Source organism: Burkholderia sp. 8Y (assembly GCF_902506145.1).
In the GTDB taxonomy this organism is placed as follows: Bacteria; Pseudomonadota; Gammaproteobacteria; order Burkholderiales; family Burkholderiaceae; genus Caballeronia.
The window spans coordinates 1,277,071-1,292,680 of sequence record NZ_LR733520.1 but is presented as its reverse complement, the minus strand read 5'-3'; the positions used below and the strand labels follow the sequence as shown (position 1 = coordinate 1,292,680).

Sequence of the window (15,610 nt, the reverse complement as noted above, 5' to 3'; positions counted from 1 at the left end):
CCCCTTCACCGAGCGGAACCCGATAGACCCATGCGAATCGACAGGCGGCTACTGGCGCTTGCGTTCGGCGGCCTGTTCTGGCGAACTTTCGCGCTGATCGCGCTGCTCATCGCGGTCAGCCTCACCGCCTGGTTTCAGAGCTTTCGCGTGATCGAACGCGAGCCGCGCGCCCAGCGCGTGGCGCTTCAGCTCGTCGCCGTCGTCAAGCTCACGCGCACCGCCCTTCTCTATTCCGATCCCGATCTGCGCCGCGCGCTGCTTCAGGATCTGGAAAGCAACGAAGGCGTTCGTGTGTATCCGCGCGAGACCACGGACAAGTACAAGCTCCAGCCGGACGAATCGCTCAACCGGCTGATCGAGCGCGACGTGCGCGGGCGGCTCGGCAACGACACGATCATCGCGCAGTCGGTGAACGACATCCCCGGAGTCTGGATCAGCTTCAAGATCGACGATGACGACTACTGGGTCGCGCTCGACCGCGACCAGCTGGACACCGTCACCGGCCTGCAATGGGCCGGCTGGGGCGTGTTCGCGCTCGCGCTGTCGCTGTTCGGCGCGGCGTTCATCACGAGCCTCGTGAACCGGCCGTTCGCGCGGCTGGCGCTCGCGGCGCGCAAGGTGGGCTCCGGGCAGTCGCCGGAACCGCTGCCCGAACGCGGCATGGGCGTCGCGGCCGAAACCAACCGCAGTTTCAACCAGATGGTGCAGGACCTGGAGCAACTGGAAGCCGACCGCGCGCTGATGCTGGCCGGCATCTCGCACGATCTGCGCACGCCGCTCGCGCGCCTGCGGCTCGAAACGGAAATGAGTCCATCGGACGAAGCGACCAAGCTCGCGATGATCGACGACATCGAGCAGATGGACATGATCATCGGGCGCTTTCTCGATTACGCGCGGCCGATGCAGCGCATGCCCGAAGCCGTCGATCTCTCGATGATCGCGAGCGAACTGGCCGCGCGCTTCCAGGCCGACGAAGGCGTCGTGATGCGAACGGACCTCGCGCCCGGCGCGGTCATCGAGGGCGATCCGACCGATGCGCGGCGCGTCGTCGGCAATCTGCTCGAAAACGCGCGCAAGTACGGCCGCAGCGAACGCGACGACATCGCACGCATCACGCTGCAAACGCGCGTCACGCATGGGCGCGTCGAACTATCCGTGATGGACGAAGGGCTCGGCATCCCCGACGACCAGGTGGCGCTGATCACCCGGCCCTTCTATCGCGTGAACGCCGCGCGCACGCAGGCGAACGGCACGGGCCTCGGCATGGCGATCGTGCAGCGGCTCGTCACCCGCCAACGCGGTGCGCTGCGGCTGCGCAATCGCACGCCGCTGCCCGGCTTCGAAGTCACCATCGACTTCCCACAGATGAAGGGCGCGCGCTTCGACGGCCCGCGCGACTAGCCGGCAACCAGCCCGCAACCAGCCCGCACGTTCGAAAAAAGCTATCCGCGCGATTGGGCAAACCTTTTGAACGGGTTCCACCATGGGGTTATGATGGTCCGGTTTCACGCGCGGCATGGGCGGCCAAGCTGTCATGCGCGCGTTACCGCTTTCCGATAGTTTGGTCTGAGTTGTCCTTTCAACGAACACAGGAGCGTTGCATGAAGACCGTTGGCGATAAAGTCGAAGCATTCACCGTCACCGCTGCAAAACCCGGCTTCAACAACCACGAGGAAAACGGCCAGTCCGCCTTTGAGGAAATCACCGAGCAGTCGTTTCCGGGCAAGTGGAAAATCATCTACTTCTATCCGAAGGACTTCACGTTCGTGTGCCCGACGGAAATCGTCGAGTTCGGCAAGCTCGCGCAAGATTTCGAGGACCGCGATGCCGTGCTGATGGGCGGCAGCGTCGACAACGAATTCGTCAAGCTCGCGTGGCGCCGCGAGCATAAGGATTTGAACAAGCTGAACCACTATTCGTTCGGCGACGTGAAGGGCGAACTGATCGACCAGCTCGGCGTGCGCGACAAGGAAGCGGGCGTCGCGTTGCGCGCCACGTTCATCGTCGATCCGGACAACGTCATTCAGCACGTGTCGGTCAATAACCTGAACGTGGGCCGCAATCCCGAAGAAGTGCTACGCATTCTGGACGGACTGCAAACCGACGAACTGTGCCCATGCAACCGCGCGGTCGGCGGCGCGACGCTCTAAGCCCTGAGGCCGAGGCGCTCGAGCGCATGCGTGAGCCCGCCTTCTTTCGAGTGCATGGCCGGGAGCCGGCGGGCTTTTTCAACGCCATCGAATAGGAGAAATCAATGGAATTCCTGTCTTCGATCAAGGAGCTGGTTCCCGACTACGCGAAAGACATTCGCCTGAACGTCGACGGCACGATCGCCCGTTCGTCGCTCGAAGGCAATGACGCGGTGGGCGTCGCGCTCGCCGCCGCTTACGCGGCCAAGGCGACGAAGCTCGTGTCGATCATCCGCAATGCCGGCGTGCTCTCGCCCGAGGAAACGAACGCGGCGCTCACGGCCGCCGCGCTGATGGGCATGAACAACGTCTGGTATCCGTATCTGGAGATGGCCGACAACGCCGACCTGAAGACGCAGCCTGCGGGACTTCGCATGAACGCGTACGCGTCGCATGGCGGCGTGGACAAGCGGCGCTTCGAGATGTATGCGCTCGCGGCGTCGATCATCGGCAAGTGCCATTTCTGCGTGAAGTCGCACTACGAGAATCTCGTGACCGAGGGCATGTCGACGACGCAGCTGCGCGATGTCGGCCGCATTGCCGCGGTGATCGGCGCGGTGGCGCTCACGATCGAAGCCGAAGGCAAGTAATTTAGCCGAAGACGCCACCGCGTTCGCGCGTGGCGTCGCTCGCTCAATGGTCGATGGACGTGCGCCGCAAGAGCACGGCCGCCTGCGCCTCGATGCCTTCCTTGCGGCCGAGATAGCCGAGCTTCTCGTTGGTCTTCGCTTTCACGTTGACGCGATCGACCGGAAGATCCAGATCAGCGGCGATGTTCTCGCGCATCGCCTCGATATGCGGGCTCAGCTTCGGCGCCTGCGCGATCACGGTGCTGTCGACGTTCGCAATCGCAAAGCCCGCTTCCGACACGCGCTTGACCGCCTCGCGCAGCAGCACGCGGCTGTTCGCGCCGGCGAACTCGGTGGCCGTATCCGGAAAATGCCGGCCGATATCGCCGAGCGCCGCCGCGCCGAACAACGCGTCGGTGATCGCGTGCAGCAGCACGTCGGCATCCGAATGGCCGAGCAGGCCGCGTTCGTAGGGAATCGTCACGCCGCCGATGATGAGCTCGCGCCCTTCGACGAGCTGATGAACGTCGTACCCTTGTCCGATTCTGAAATCCATCGATGCCACCTAGCAGTAGAGAGTGAGCGGTCCGTCAGGCGCGCGCCGAGAGGATGGCGCTGGCGAGACCGAAGTCTTCCGGATAAGTCACCTTGAAGTTGCGCAGGCTGCCCTGCACGAGCTTCGGCGAGTGGCCGAGCCACTCGATGGCGCTGGCTTCGTCCGTGAGATCATGGCCGTCATGGCGCGCACGATCGATCGCTTCGCGCAACATGCCGAGGCGGAACATCTGCGGCGTCTGCGCCTGCCACAAGCCGTCGCGCGATTCGGTCCGCGCGATGCGCGCCCCGCCTGCCGCCGCATCGGGCATGGTCGGTGCGACGCGCTTGAGCGTATCCGCGACCGGCAGCGCGAGAATGCCGCCGACCGGATCGTCGCGCAATTCGGCGACGAGCTTGCGAATCAGCTCGGGCGTGATGCCGGGGCGCGCGGCGTCGTGCACGAGCACCCAGTCGTCGTCGCGTGCGCCAAATTCGGCCAGCGCGACGAGGCCGTTATAGACCGACGCCTGCCGCGACGCCCCGCCACGCCGCTGCACCACGAAACGCAGGCCGGCAAAGCGGCGCGCGTCGAAGTGATGATCGTCCGGTGCGAGGACGACGAGTGTCTGAGAGAATTCGGAGCACGCGTCGAATGCGGCGAGCGTGTAGCCGAGCATCGGCCGTCCCGCGACCGTCTGATATTGCTTGGGCATCGGCGCGCCGGAGCGGCTGCCGGTTCCGGCGCAGGGAATGAGCGCGAAAAGACGCGCAGCGGTAGACGGGGCGGCGGGCGAAGTCACGAGAGAATCATGTGGCCAAGTCAAAGTGAAGCCCGGATTTTATAATAGGTCCTTCGCGACCACGTCCGGCGCGCGGCTATCCAGCGGCAGCGCGGGCGGTTCAATGCACACCTTATGTCTTCGAAAGCCGTCAACGCGCAGTCCACTTCCCCCATCGCGCTCGTCAAGGCAGCTCAGCGTTTCGTCTTCGACGGCGCTTCCTGCTCCGCCGATGCGCTCGCCATCGCGCGCTATCTCGCCGCGCATCGCGAGGCCGTGCCGCTTCTGACGGTAGTCTGCGCGAGCGCTGTCGATGCGCAGCGCCTCGCGGTCGAACTGCCCTACTTCGCGCCGGACGCCCGCGTGCGGCTCTTGCCGGACTGGGAAACGCTGCCTTACGACACGTTTTCGCCGCACCAGGATCTCGTGTCGGAGCGGCTCGCGACGCTGCACGATCTCGGCGAAGGACGCTGCGACATTCTCATCGTGCCGGCGACGACGGCGCTCTATCGCATGCCGCCCGCGTCGTTTCTCGCGGCCTATACGTTCTCCTTCACGCAAGGCGAGCGTCTTGACGAAGCCAAGCTGAAAGCACAGTTGACGCTCGCGGGCTACGAGCACGTGAGCCAGGTCGTTCGGCCGGGCGAATACTGCGTGCGCGGCTCTCTGATCGACCTGTATCCGATGGGCTCGCCGCTGCCGTATCGCATCGACCTGTTCGACGATCAGGTGGATTCGATCCGCGCGTTCGACCCCGACACGCAGCGCAGCCTCTATCCGGTGCGCGACGTGCGCTTGCTGCCGGGCCGCGAGTTCCCGTTCGACGAAGCCGCGCGCACCGCGTTTCGTAGCCGCTGGCGTGAAGTCTTCGAAGGCGATCCGAGCCGCTCACAGATTTACAAGGACATCGGCAACGGCGTGCCGTCGGCGGGCATCGAATACTATCTGCCGCTTTTTTTCGATGAAACCGCGACGCTCTTCCACTATCTGCCGCAAGGCTCGCAGCTCGCGTTCATTGGCGACCTGGACGCCGCGATCAAGCGGTTCACGCACGACACGAAGCAGCGTTACGAATTCCTCTCGCACGACCGCGAGCGTCCGCTGCTGGAGCCGCGCCGTCTTTTCCTGACGGACGACGACTTCTTCACGTTCGCCAAACCGTTCGCGCAACTGAAGTTTCCCGCGACGCCCGAAGGCGGCTGGGCCGTGCCGCTGCCGGGACTCGCCATCGACCGTCACGCGGAAGAACCGCTGCTCGCGTTGCGTCACTATCTGGAGCAGACGCAAAACCGCGTGATGCTCGTCGCGGAATCGGCGGGGCGGCGCGAGACCATTCAGCAATTGCTCGCGGATAACGGCTTGCGCGGCGAATTGCACGACACGTTCCAGGAATGGCTCACGACCGATGCCAAGTTCACGCTCGGCATCGCGCCGCTCGCGAACGGCTTTGCGCTGCCCGCCGAACAACTCGCGATCATCACGGAAACCGAGTTGTATGGGCCGCTCGCCCGCCGCGCCGGCCGGCGGCGTCAGGAACAGGCGAGCAACGTCGATTCGATGGTGCGCGATCTCGCCGAGCTGAAGGTCGGCGATCCGGTTGTGCACGCGCAGCACGGCATCGGCCGGTATATGGGTCTGGTGTCGATGGACCTCGGCGAAGGCGAAACCGAGTTCCTTCACCTCGAATACCAGAACGAATCGAAGCTGTACGTGCCCGTCGCACAGTTGCACGTGATTTCGCGCTACAGCGGCGCGGACCCCGAAAGCGCGCCGCTTCACACGCTCGGCTCGGGTCAGTGGGAAAAGGCCAAGCGCAAGGCCGCGCAGCAGATTCGCGATACGGCCGCCGAGCTGCTGAATCTCTACGCTCGCCGCGCCGCGCGCGAAGGCTTTGCGTTCAAGCTCGATCCGCGCGACTACACGAAGTTCGCGGAGAGCTTTGGCTTCGAGGAAACGCCGGATCAGGCGGCGGCGATTGCCTCGGTCATTGCAGACATGACGAGCGGCAAGCCGATGGACCGCCTCGTGTGCGGCGATGTCGGCTTCGGCAAGACGGAAGTCGCGCTGCGCGCCGCGTTCATCGCGGTGATGGCGGGCAAGCAGGTGGCGATTCTCTCGCCGACGACGCTTCTCGCCGAACAGCACACGCAGACCTTCACGGACCGCTTCGCGGACTGGCCGGTGCGAATCGCGGAGCTGTCGCGGTTCAAGAGCACGAAGGAAGTGTCGCAGTCCGTGCAGCAGATCAACGAAGGCACCGTCGATATCGTGATCGGCACGCACAAGCTGTTGTCGAGCGATGTGAAGTTCAAGCGGCTCGGGCTCGTCATCATCGACGAGGAACACCGCTTCGGCGTGCGGCAGAAAGAGGCGCTTAAAGCGTTGCGTGCGGAAGTCGACGTCCTCACGCTGACCGCGACGCCGATTCCGCGCACGCTCGGCATGGCGCTCGAAGGTCTGCGCGATTTCTCCGTGATCGCGACCGCGCCGCAGAAGCGCCTCGCGATCAAGACTTTCGTGCGCCGGGAGGAAGACGGCGTGATCCGCGAGGCGATGCTGCGCGAACTCAAGCGCGGCGGCCAGGTGTACTTTCTGCACAACGAAGTGGAGACCATCGAGAACCGCCGCGCGATGCTCGAGGCGCTCGTGCCCGAGGCGCGCATCGCGGTCGCGCACGGGCAGATGCATGAGCGTGAACTGGAGCGCGTGATGCGCGATTTCGTCGGCCAGCGCGCGAACGTGCTGCTGTGCACGACGATCATCGAGACCGGCATCGACGTGCCGAGCGCGAACACCATCATCATGCATCGCGCGGACAAGTTCGGGCTCGCGCAATTGCATCAACTGCGCGGGCGCGTCGGGCGCTCGCATCATCAGGCGTACGCGTATTTGCTCGTGCATGATCCGCAGTCGCTGACGAAGCAGGCGCAGCGCCGGCTCGAAGCGATCCAGCAGATGGAGGAACTCGGCTCCGGCTTCTATCTCGCGATGCACGACCTCGAGATTCGCGGCACGGGCGAAGTGCTCGGCGACAAGCAGTCGGGCGAGATTCACGAGATCGGCTTTCAGCTCTACACCGACATGCTGAACGACGCGGTGCGCGCGCTGAAAGATGGCCGCGAGCCGGATCTTAACGCGCCGCTCGCCGCGACGACCGAGATCAATCTGCACGCGCCCGCCATTCTTCCCGCCGATTATTGCGGCGACGTGCAGGAGCGTTTATCGCTCTACAAGCGGCTCGCGAACTGCGAATCGAGCGATGCGATCGACGGCATTCTCGAAGAACTCGTCGACCGCTTTGGCAAGCTGCCGCCGCAGGCGCATGCGCTTGTGGAGACGCATCGACTGCGTCTCGCCGCCAAGCCGCTCGGCATTTCGAAGATCGACGCGGCCGAGCTTTCCATCGCGTTGCAGTTCGTGCCGAATCCGCCTGTGGATGCGATGAAGATCATCGAGATGGTGCAGAAGAACAAGCACATCAAGCTCGCGGGACAGGACAAGCTGCGCATCGAGACGCGCAGTCCGGATTTGGCGGTGCGGATTGCTACGGTTAAGGAGACTTTGAGGGCGCTTGGGGGGCCGGTGCGGCAGGGGGTTGCGACTGCTGGTGTGCGCTAGTGACGGTTTTTTGAGTGACGCTCGCTCTCGTGTTGGTTTTTCTAGCGTAGCCCTTCCGGGGGCAGTGTCGCTCTTGCCCTAACGCTCGGGTGTACGGCTTCCTTCGTGAAACGTGTACCAAGTCCGTCTATTGGCGTTACCGGTTCCCGAGCGGAAGGCACTTTTTTGCCATCGTGTGAGGAATCGGTGTTGAGTGGCGTCGCTGCGCTGGGAGCAACCGAATCCATTGGCCAATTCCGCCTCTACCGATTGCACGAGCGGCTATCAACTGACCGTTAATTAGTCGTTGCCTTACATCGTTCAGCTTCATGTCACTGCTGTGACCTGCCCTGGAATTTTCGGACCAGCTGAAACTTGAGAGAATGGCTTCCTACGGAGAGAAGGAAGTCATGAAGAAGAGCCGGTTTACCGAAGAGCAGATGGTCACGATCCTGCGGGAGGCGGACAAGGCGCCGATTGCCGATGTCGCGAAGAAGTACGGGATCAGCGACCAGACCATATACAACTGGCGACAGCATTTCGGCGGGCTCGAGGCGACCGACGTGAAGCGGCTCAGGCGACTCGAGCAGGAGAACGCGCGGCTGAAGAAGATGCTGGCCGAGCGCGATCTCGAACTGGATGTAATGAAAGAGATCAACGCAAAAAAGTGGTGAGCGCGCCCGCCCGACGCCAGCAGGTCGCGTACGCACAAGCGCGGGGCCTGTCGCAGCGGCGTGCGTGCGCGCTGATGTCGATCGCCAGATCGGCGTTGCATTACGAGTCGACGCTCGCGGTGCGGGACGCGCCGGTGCTTGCAGCAATGAGCATCCTGTCGGCGCAATATCCGCGTTATGGTTATCGTCGCATCCAGATCTTTCTGGAGCGGCAAGGTCATCCGATGAGCGCTGACCGGGCATGGCGGCTGTGGCGTCTTGCTGGCCTGCAGGTGCCACGCAAACGCCCGCGCCGTCGCGTGTCGGTGTGATCGAGCAGTGGCGGCGTCACTACAATGCCATCCGGCCGCATTCAAGCCTGGCCTACCTGACGCCCGACGAGTTCAAGCAGCGGTATTGTTCAACTGAAGCAATCGAGGCCGTTCTCCAAGATTAAAACGGTCCGAAGAACTCAGGCAGGTCAGCTGATCCAGCCTGGCAAACCGTCTGCAACTCCGGCAGCATGCTGTTCCCGTCTTCTAGATACTTTCTGCCCAGAATGGTACAGGGACCACCGTCCGTTTCCTCTGCACTCGAGAAGATCGCTCTGATCTTTTTCCGAGTCGGCGACGGTTGTGTTTTAGCATTGTTGAACTATCATCCCCCATCTAGCTTGGCAAGCCAAGCGACTATGTTCGGTCGAAAGTATCCGCTCTCGGAAGGTGTAGGGATTCGGTGGTCTCGACAGCGCTGCCAAAGTTATTCCTCCGCGACAATAAGCATCGCTATCTTAAGGAGATTGTTCATTCGGCATAACCTACGGGATGCGCATTGGGATAGAGATCGTTAAGAGTGCACATCGAGTCTCTGACTTTCAATTTCCACTTTCTACGAAGCGGCCGTTAGCCATCTTGTACAGCCCGGTCCGCTTAACTCCCTTCCGATCTCTTGCCCACGAGACCGAAACACCAGCCGGACTGCCTACCCATCTAATTGACGAGTAGGGGGAATCTACCCCATTGTCCTCCAGTTCGATATTGTCGAGGCAGCTACTGACCTTAGCCGACAGCCCTATCTTTGCGGTGCGGCCATCTATATCCAAAACGTAGAGTTCGTCCTCAGTTCCGGCGCCACAATAGCTGCCTGGCGAGTTAGACGACGGAGATTTCAAGACGACAAGTATAAAGTCCCTCCCACCCATGCGACGCGACAACGCTTCGGGAAAAACGATCTCCGCTGAAGTTCGCAACGCTCGCTGGAGGGAAGGCGGCAACTTGAGAATCCGTTTGTCACCCGGTGCAGCGACGACAACTCTCCCATCGCTTACTGTGAGTCTCTTTCCGTCAGAGACCATCACGCTGGCCGGTGACTGCTGCGCACCAAACGAATCATGCGCGAGTGCCACAGCGGCAACGAGACACAGCGATTTACTCGCTTCCTTCAACATGATCCGCATAACAAACTCCGCTGTATTTCCAAGGATGGTCCGCTGTTTGGCCCGCTCTCATCTTTCCATACTCACCTTTGTCTCGCTGATGAAGTTCGCCCGTGGATTTATTCTGATTCGCAGGCACGCCCGTGTCCCATCCCATATTCCCCGTCTGTGGGTCACAAAGCATCTCGGGAGTTCTTACCCACGTCTGCGTATGCTCGTCCCACTTGTGATAACTTCCGCCGTTCCAACGACTGATCGTTTCATGAGCCAATTGGACGTCCGTATAGCGCCTACCTTGTTGGCCAAGGTACGCCTTTGCGCTGGCTTGTTTTTGTTGATAGAGCGCTGCACCGCCACGAACGTTTGCTTTCCAATTCCACGCTTGTTCGTAAGTCGGTGAAGGGTGCGTTAACTGCGTCATTCCGTAGCCGGCGTCTCCCGCCACCACAGGTTCGTTGTCCGCATTCATAAAGTTCTTGAACCTGCTCTCCTGTGCAAGCAACTTGTCGAAGCCAGTAACGTTCGGAATTCCAGCGAGGAACCCTCTCACTTGGTCTTCGCTCGGATTTCTTCCGAGAATTACGACGGTCCGTTTGAACGTATCGCTTGCCACATTCACCGTCACAGTAAGCTTCCCTCCAAGCACCTTAGAATTGAGACCAACTTTCCATGTTTTATCATGCGAAGAAAAATTGCCAGACTCCACGAAACTTCTCAACTTCTTGCCAGTGCGAACGCCCTCCTTCAGTCCGCTAACATGCGCGTTCCATTCGATCGTCCACTGCCATTGGTATGGGGGCGCTGAGTCGGACCTTAGTTCGAAAAAAACCTCTGGGAAAGTAGCTTCCTCGTCAATATAGAATTTTTCGCCGGAGTTCGGTCTAACCCATTCACCCGAGTCGTTCGTCACCACGACTTTCACTAACGAGTCAGCATTGCCGTTTGTTCTGCCGGGCTTGGCCCGATGATGTGATCTATGAGGCTTCGTCATCGTCTTCGTGCTCTAAAATTTCAGTGTCAGTGTCTCGGGTTGATCGGTAAATACTCGCTCGGTCAATCCTTGATTATCGGTGTACCCCGACCACACCGCTCCCGACTCGCCATGTATCTCGTAATATCGACGTACCAGAGGCGTTTCCCCATCCTCGTCTAGCAGGCGGAACTGCTCGTGGAACACATCACCATTCGGCAGGGTGGGAGTAAACAAGCGCACTGCATCGGCAGTGTCTTTGCTCCACGACGCGCCTTTCTCCAGAATCGCCCCCGGCGACCCGTTGGTGATCCCGCTACCGTTGATCTGGACATACGATCCCCCCGCGCCAATCCACACTTCCTTGGACGCGGTAATGACGATCTTCCCGTCCGTGCTGCTGACGGTGATGTCCTTCAACGCTTGGAGCGCCATCTGGTCGCTCTGCGCCTGAATCTCGACCTTGCCTTTCGCCGCGATCAACTTAAGCCCAAGCTGATAAGCAAACATCGAAATGGCCCCGCGCACCGAGGCAAACAACGACCGCCCGAGCGACAGACTCATATCGCGTGCGGCGGTGATGGCATGGTCCTCACCGCTCGCCTGATGCGTGCTCTCGGCCGCAGTGGTGGCGATCCCCGCGCTGCTCGCCAGCACCGCGTCCGGCCGCGTCATCTCCGGCGACGGGTTGTCGTGTGCCTTCGCCCCGCCCTTGATCGCCTCGTTTTGCGTCTTGATGGCTTGCGCCGCGTCGGCCTGGCTCATGTCGACGGTCTGCGCCAGATGCTGCTGCGCGAGCCGCCCGAGCTCCTCATGCTGCCCGCGCGCCTGCGTGAGCCGCGCCACGGTCTCGCCCATGTCCTTGACGGGCGCGGTCGCACCGGTGCGCGCCTCCGTCGTCATTAGCAGCCCAGCGTTCGCCCGAAGCACGCCATGCGCCTCGGTCGCCAGCTCAAATCCAACGCCGCGCGCCTCGCTGCGTCCCTTATGCCCGTCGATGCGCGTATTGGACCCCAGCACCAGCCGCGACTGCGCGTGATCGCTCGCCACCTGCACTTGCAGCTTGCCGGGCGTGTCGTCGGTGAGCACGCTGTTAGCCGACTGCCCTTGCAAATCCCTGCTACGCCAGCCCGACAGCACGCTATTGCGCGGCAACTCCCACGGCAACTGATGGTTCTCCGTGCTGTGCGCGGCAACCACGAAAGGCCGGTCCGGATCGCTATCGAAGTAACCGATCTGCACCATCTGGCCCACGCGCGGCGTCCACAGCGCGCCATAGCCCGGCCCTTGCCAGGGCGACGCCACCTGTAGCCAGCAACTGGCCGTGTCGTTGAGCGGACTCACGCGGTCCCAGACGAAATGCACTTTTACGCGCCCATACGGATCGGTGAGAATCTTGTCCTGATCGTCGAAGCCGACCACCACCGCCATCTCGCCGTGAGCGCGCGGCTTCACCGCCGTCTGCGGCGTGCGGTAGAACGTGTCGGCGGGCACCGCCGTGAAGTGCGTCTCGCACTGATAGCGACGCTCGAGCGTGCCGCGGTTCGTGACCGTGTCGTTGTTGACGATTTCCAACTCCGTCGAGACGACCAGATGCTCGCCGTCGCCCGGCGTGAGCGGATAGCCTTCGAGCCGGAACGTGTGGCCGGTCATCAATCCGCGCAAGTTGCCCGAGCCGCTTGCGAGCCGACTTTGCGCGCGGTGCGCCTCCACCTTCACCTGCGCCAGATGCTCGGCTTCGAACTTCGCGTCGTTGGGGCGGCCCGAGACGCCAAGCGGCGTCGCCAGCGGCTGCGCGTAGTCGCCCCACGCGTACTCTTCGGCGTTGTCCTGCGTGCTCTCGCTGTGCTGCGTGCGCTGCGCGGTGAGCTTCGCGACCGACTGCGTGTAGTCGTAGTCCACCAGCGACACCTTGCCGGTCGTGATGCGGCGCGTCACATTGAACGCGTGGACATGCTCCTCGTCGATGCGCTGGCCGCCGCGGTCCAGATAGCGCACCGTCCGATACGCCGGGCCGTGCTGCTTGAAGGAGCCTGGCGAGTCGCACAGCACGAGCGTCGCGTCGTCGTAGAAATACGTGATGCCCCATTCCTGCCAGAGCCGGTCAAGCAATTCATAATCCGACTCCCACCACTGACGCTGATAGTCGCGTGCCGGATAGCCGCGCTTGCCGAGAAATGGCCCGGTCAGACGAAACTCGAACGGGATGCTCAGCCGGTTCAGAATTTCCGACGAAATCTGCTTGATATCTCGATTTTGGTACGTTCGGCTATCGCGGTTGAGCGTCGCAATCCACAGGCGCGGGCGCAGCCTGAAGCGATAGAACGCGCGCCGGTCGTCCGCACCGATGGCTTGCGCCTCGGCAATCACGCCGGTGATCTTGCGCACATCCGCGCCGACGTTGAGCATCGAGGCGCTCGTTGCGCCTTGTACCCAGGTGCCGTTGCCCTCTATGGCAATGGATAGCGTGACTTCCTTACCGGCGAGTCTGTCCAGATCGACCAGCGCCTGCGCCGCGTGCACGCTCAGGTGAGCATCGTCGAGCGTGCTGAGCTCGACGTCGTACTGGTAGAGCTTCCCCAGTTCTTCCGTGCCCTTGACGCGCGAGACGACGAGCAACGGCTCATCGAGCCATTGCGGCAGCGCACTGCCTGATAAGGCCAGCGTGCGCGGCTGATCGAACCAACTCATGCTGCAATTCCTTTCTTTTTGTTTTTGCTTGGTGAAACTCAAGCGATGCCTCGCGTACCCATACGTGGCTGCCATTGCGTGACCAGTCCCCGCTGCACGGAGCTGAGCGCCGTGGTCGTGTAGCTGTGCGTGGACACGTGCCGCGCGACATAACGCTCCAACGCCAAGGCGAGCGCGTACGGACTGACGCCGTCCATCCGCGTTTCATCGAAGGTGAGCGCGCATTCGATCGCGCGTCCGTACGGCTGATCCAGTTCGGGCGACAGCAGGCAGGCCACCGGTTGCGTGTGCGCCCCGACGAGGGCATCGACCTGACGGCGCTGCGTTGGCGAGTCGTCGTTAAAGTACAGCCGCAAGAGGCGGCGCAAGCCTTCGCCTGACGTCTCACCAGGCGACGATGTATTGAGCGTGTGATAGCTCAGGTTCAGTTGCCCGTACAACTCCCACGCCCGCTTGCCGATCGCCATGGCCGGCTTCGGCGCGGTGGGCGCGCGAATCAGCCCGATGCCCGTGACCGGCAGCGTGCGGTCGGCCGCGACATCGTGATGCCCGTTGCATGCAATCAGACACGGCAGATCGCGATTGGTGAGCCACGCGTCGAGTGTCAGATAGCCGGTGACTTCGGCGAGCGGCTGGCCTTCTTTGTCCATCAGGGCGAGCAGCGTGCGCGTCTCGGTGAAAGGGCGGCGGGTTTTGTACTGGCGCTCGTCGTAATCGGTCTGGTTGAGCACGCGGCGCAGCGCGTAGTAGCGCGCATCGCGCAGGCGGTCGTCCCGATAAGCGGCGTGGTAATCGTGAAAGGCAACCGGCGGCGAGTCTCGCCCGGCTTGGCCGCGCACCGCTTGCACTGAATGCACTTCGTAGTCGCGCGGGGCGTCGGGCACCGGCGTCAGAACATGCTCACGGGCGGCAGAATCGATCTTGAGCGGCCCGACCGTCCGCGCAAACAGGTTGACGAGCGGCGTGCAGTGAAGCGCGAAGTCCGCCGCGCTGATCCGCTCCGCAAGCGCCCCCAACGGCCGATCGAGCAAAATGACGATCTCGGCCTCGGGGCCATGAATCGACGCGAGCGCCTTGCCCAATCCGGTCAGCGTGAAGAAGCCGAAGCGCGCCGGGAAGCAAAACCACTCGTGCAACAGATTGTGGCCGTGGAAGCGGTCCGGCACACGCGGCAAGAGGCTCTGCTCAGGCTCCAGCCCTTCATGAACGACGGCATCGCGCGTGACGCAGTGCAGCCTGCCATTGGCGAACGCGCCGGGCGCGGCGATGACCGTTGAGATACTGGCAGTATGCAGCAGTTCGAACAGGTGTGAGGCCGTGGTCTGATCGCCTGCCAGATACACCGGCAAGCGGTCTAGGCCGCTCAGACCGGAAATCGGCATGCCGTTGACCGTATGCAGCGTGATGCGCAGTGCCCCGACCACTGCCTGGTCTGCCGGCGCGTATCGATAGAGCATCGGGATGTCGGGCGGCGGGGCGTTGATCGCCCGAACCCGCGCGATGTCCAGCGGGAAAATCCTCACGTCCTGACTGCTGCGGAATTCGCAGGCGGTCTGCCCATCCTCGAACACCGAGGAACTGAACACGGTGCCGCGCGGCAAAAGGAGGCCGTCGTGACGATGACCGTCGCCATCCTTAGGGAACGCACGCGCTATGGCCATCGAAGGAATGGGCGTGACGTAGTTCGGATACGTCACCGCCAACAAAGGCTGAATGAATGCAGGGAACGCGTCCTCAATGCGCTGCGCGCCACGCGCCATGACGAAGGCGAATGACTGAAGCAACCGTTGCACGAAGGGATCGGCGATTTCATTCTCGTTGATGCCGAGCCGTCGGCCGATCTTGAGATGGTCTTTGCCAAACTCATGCGCGCCTGCTTCGATATAGCGCAACTGCTCCAGATACTGCTCGAGAAAGCGCGGGTCCATGGCTATCGACTCTCGCCAAAGCGACCGAACGCTACAGTGATGCTCGGGACTGGGGATCGGAGTGGCATGGGATCGAGCGGGGACGGATGTAAAGCAGTTTGCCATCCTAAACGCTCGCTTGTCCCTTGCTGCAATAAAACGTGACAAACATGGGTGGTGTTTAAGCACGCGGTCTGCAAAGGCGTGCGCACCGTACGTTTGGGGTGATCCCGGTCAACGATTGGACCGGCAGCGCGACGCTGCATTCGAGCAGCCACCGCTC

The 15,610-nt window shown here is 62.3% G+C and carries 9 protein-coding genes and 1 pseudogene; 5 read left to right on the top strand and 5 right to left on the bottom strand.

The genetic code is table 11. The features are described from left to right. The first annotated feature begins 30 nt into the window (after positions 1–30). The 3 genes from GV035_RS16590 (at position 31) to GV035_RS16580 (ending at position 2,779) form a co-directional block, all read left to right on the top strand. Positions 31–1,401 (top strand): ATP-binding protein, encoded by a 1,371-nt coding sequence (locus GV035_RS16590; protein ID WP_159836114.1) that lies wholly within the window; start codon positions 31–33, stop codon positions 1,399–1,401. A 200-nt stretch (positions 1,402–1,601) separates the two neighbouring features. Continuing rightward, positions 1,602–2,150 (top strand): peroxiredoxin, encoded by a 549-nt coding sequence (locus tag GV035_RS16585; RefSeq protein WP_159836113.1) that lies wholly within the window; start codon positions 1,602–1,604, stop codon positions 2,148–2,150. Between the two features lie 104 nt (positions 2,151–2,254). Next, the gene (locus GV035_RS16580) at positions 2,255–2,779 is read left to right on the top strand and encodes a carboxymuconolactone decarboxylase family protein (protein WP_159836112.1); all 525 of its coding nucleotides are present in this window, start codon (positions 2,255–2,257) and stop codon (positions 2,777–2,779) included. Between the two features lie 43 nt (positions 2,780–2,822). Here the strand turns inward: GV035_RS16580 and ispF are convergent, their stop codons facing one another. After that, the gene (gene ispF, locus GV035_RS16575; protein WP_159836111.1) at positions 2,823–3,314 is read right to left on the bottom strand and encodes a 2-C-methyl-D-erythritol 2,4-cyclodiphosphate synthase; all 492 of its coding nucleotides are present in this window, start codon (positions 3,312–3,314) and stop codon (positions 2,823–2,825) included. A gap of 34 nt (positions 3,315–3,348) precedes the next feature. Next, positions 3,349–4,008: a 2-C-methyl-D-erythritol 4-phosphate cytidylyltransferase gene (ispD, locus tag GV035_RS16570; RefSeq protein WP_236572633.1), complete on the bottom strand. Its 660-nt coding sequence runs from the start codon at positions 4,006–4,008 to the stop codon at positions 3,349–3,351. Positions 4,009–4,209: 201 nt separating this feature from the next. Here ispD and mfd point away from each other — a divergent pair, with 201 nt between their 5' ends. Together mfd and GV035_RS16560 are read left to right on the top strand one after the other, a co-directional pair. Then, the gene (mfd, locus tag GV035_RS16565; protein ID WP_159836109.1) at positions 4,210–7,692 is read left to right on the top strand and encodes a transcription-repair coupling factor; all 3,483 of its coding nucleotides are present in this window, start codon (positions 4,210–4,212) and stop codon (positions 7,690–7,692) included. A 389-nt stretch (positions 7,693–8,081) separates the two neighbouring features. Then, positions 8,082–8,781: pseudogene (locus GV035_RS16560) on the top strand (transposase). A gap of 970 nt (positions 8,782–9,751) precedes the next feature. On the opposite strand, the gene GV035_RS16555 reads toward GV035_RS16560, so the two are convergent. From GV035_RS16555 to tssF, 3 genes are read right to left on the bottom strand one after another with little or no spacing between them, the layout of a single operon-like run. Further along, entirely contained in the window at positions 9,752–10,750 is a 999-nt protein-coding gene (locus tag GV035_RS16555; protein WP_159836108.1) for a hypothetical protein, read from the bottom strand. A 12-nt stretch (positions 10,751–10,762) separates the two neighbouring features. Next, positions 10,763–13,420: a type VI secretion system Vgr family protein gene (locus GV035_RS16550; RefSeq protein WP_159836107.1), complete on the bottom strand. Its 2,658-nt coding sequence runs from the start codon at positions 13,418–13,420 to the stop codon at positions 10,763–10,765. A 38-nt stretch (positions 13,421–13,458) separates the two neighbouring features. After that, entirely contained in the window at positions 13,459–15,348 is a 1,890-nt protein-coding gene (gene tssF, locus GV035_RS16545) for a type VI secretion system baseplate subunit TssF (RefSeq protein WP_159836106.1), read from the bottom strand. Between the last annotated feature and the right edge of the window lie 262 nt (positions 15,349–15,610).

What these genes read in the sequence shown, in the direction of transcription:
- GV035_RS16590 (WP_159836114.1), top strand. Translation starts at nt 31, where the DNA reads ATGCGAATCGACAGGCGGCTACTGGCGCTTGCGTTCGGCGGCCTGTTC.
- GV035_RS16585 (WP_159836113.1), top strand. Translation starts at nt 1,602, where the DNA reads ATGAAGACCGTTGGCGATAAAGTCGAAGCATTCACCGTCACCGCTGCA.
- GV035_RS16580 (WP_159836112.1), top strand. Translation starts at nt 2,255, where the DNA reads ATGGAATTCCTGTCTTCGATCAAGGAGCTGGTTCCCGACTACGCGAAA.
- ispF (WP_159836111.1), bottom strand. Translation starts at nt 3,314, where the DNA reads ATGGATTTCAGAATCGGACAAGGGTACGACGTTCATCAGCTCGTCGAA.
- ispD (WP_236572633.1), bottom strand. Translation starts at nt 4,008, where the DNA reads ATGCCCAAGCAATATCAGACGGTCGCGGGACGGCCGATGCTCGGCTAC.
- mfd (WP_159836109.1), top strand. Translation starts at nt 4,210, where the DNA reads ATGTCTTCGAAAGCCGTCAACGCGCAGTCCACTTCCCCCATCGCGCTC.
- GV035_RS16555 (WP_159836108.1), bottom strand. Translation starts at nt 10,750, where the DNA reads ATGACGAAGCCTCATAGATCACATCATCGGGCCAAGCCCGGCAGAACA.
- GV035_RS16550 (WP_159836107.1), bottom strand. Translation starts at nt 13,420, where the DNA reads ATGAGTTGGTTCGATCAGCCGCGCACGCTGGCCTTATCAGGCAGTGCG.
- tssF (WP_159836106.1), bottom strand. Translation starts at nt 15,348, where the DNA reads ATGGACCCGCGCTTTCTCGAGCAGTATCTGGAGCAGTTGCGCTATATC.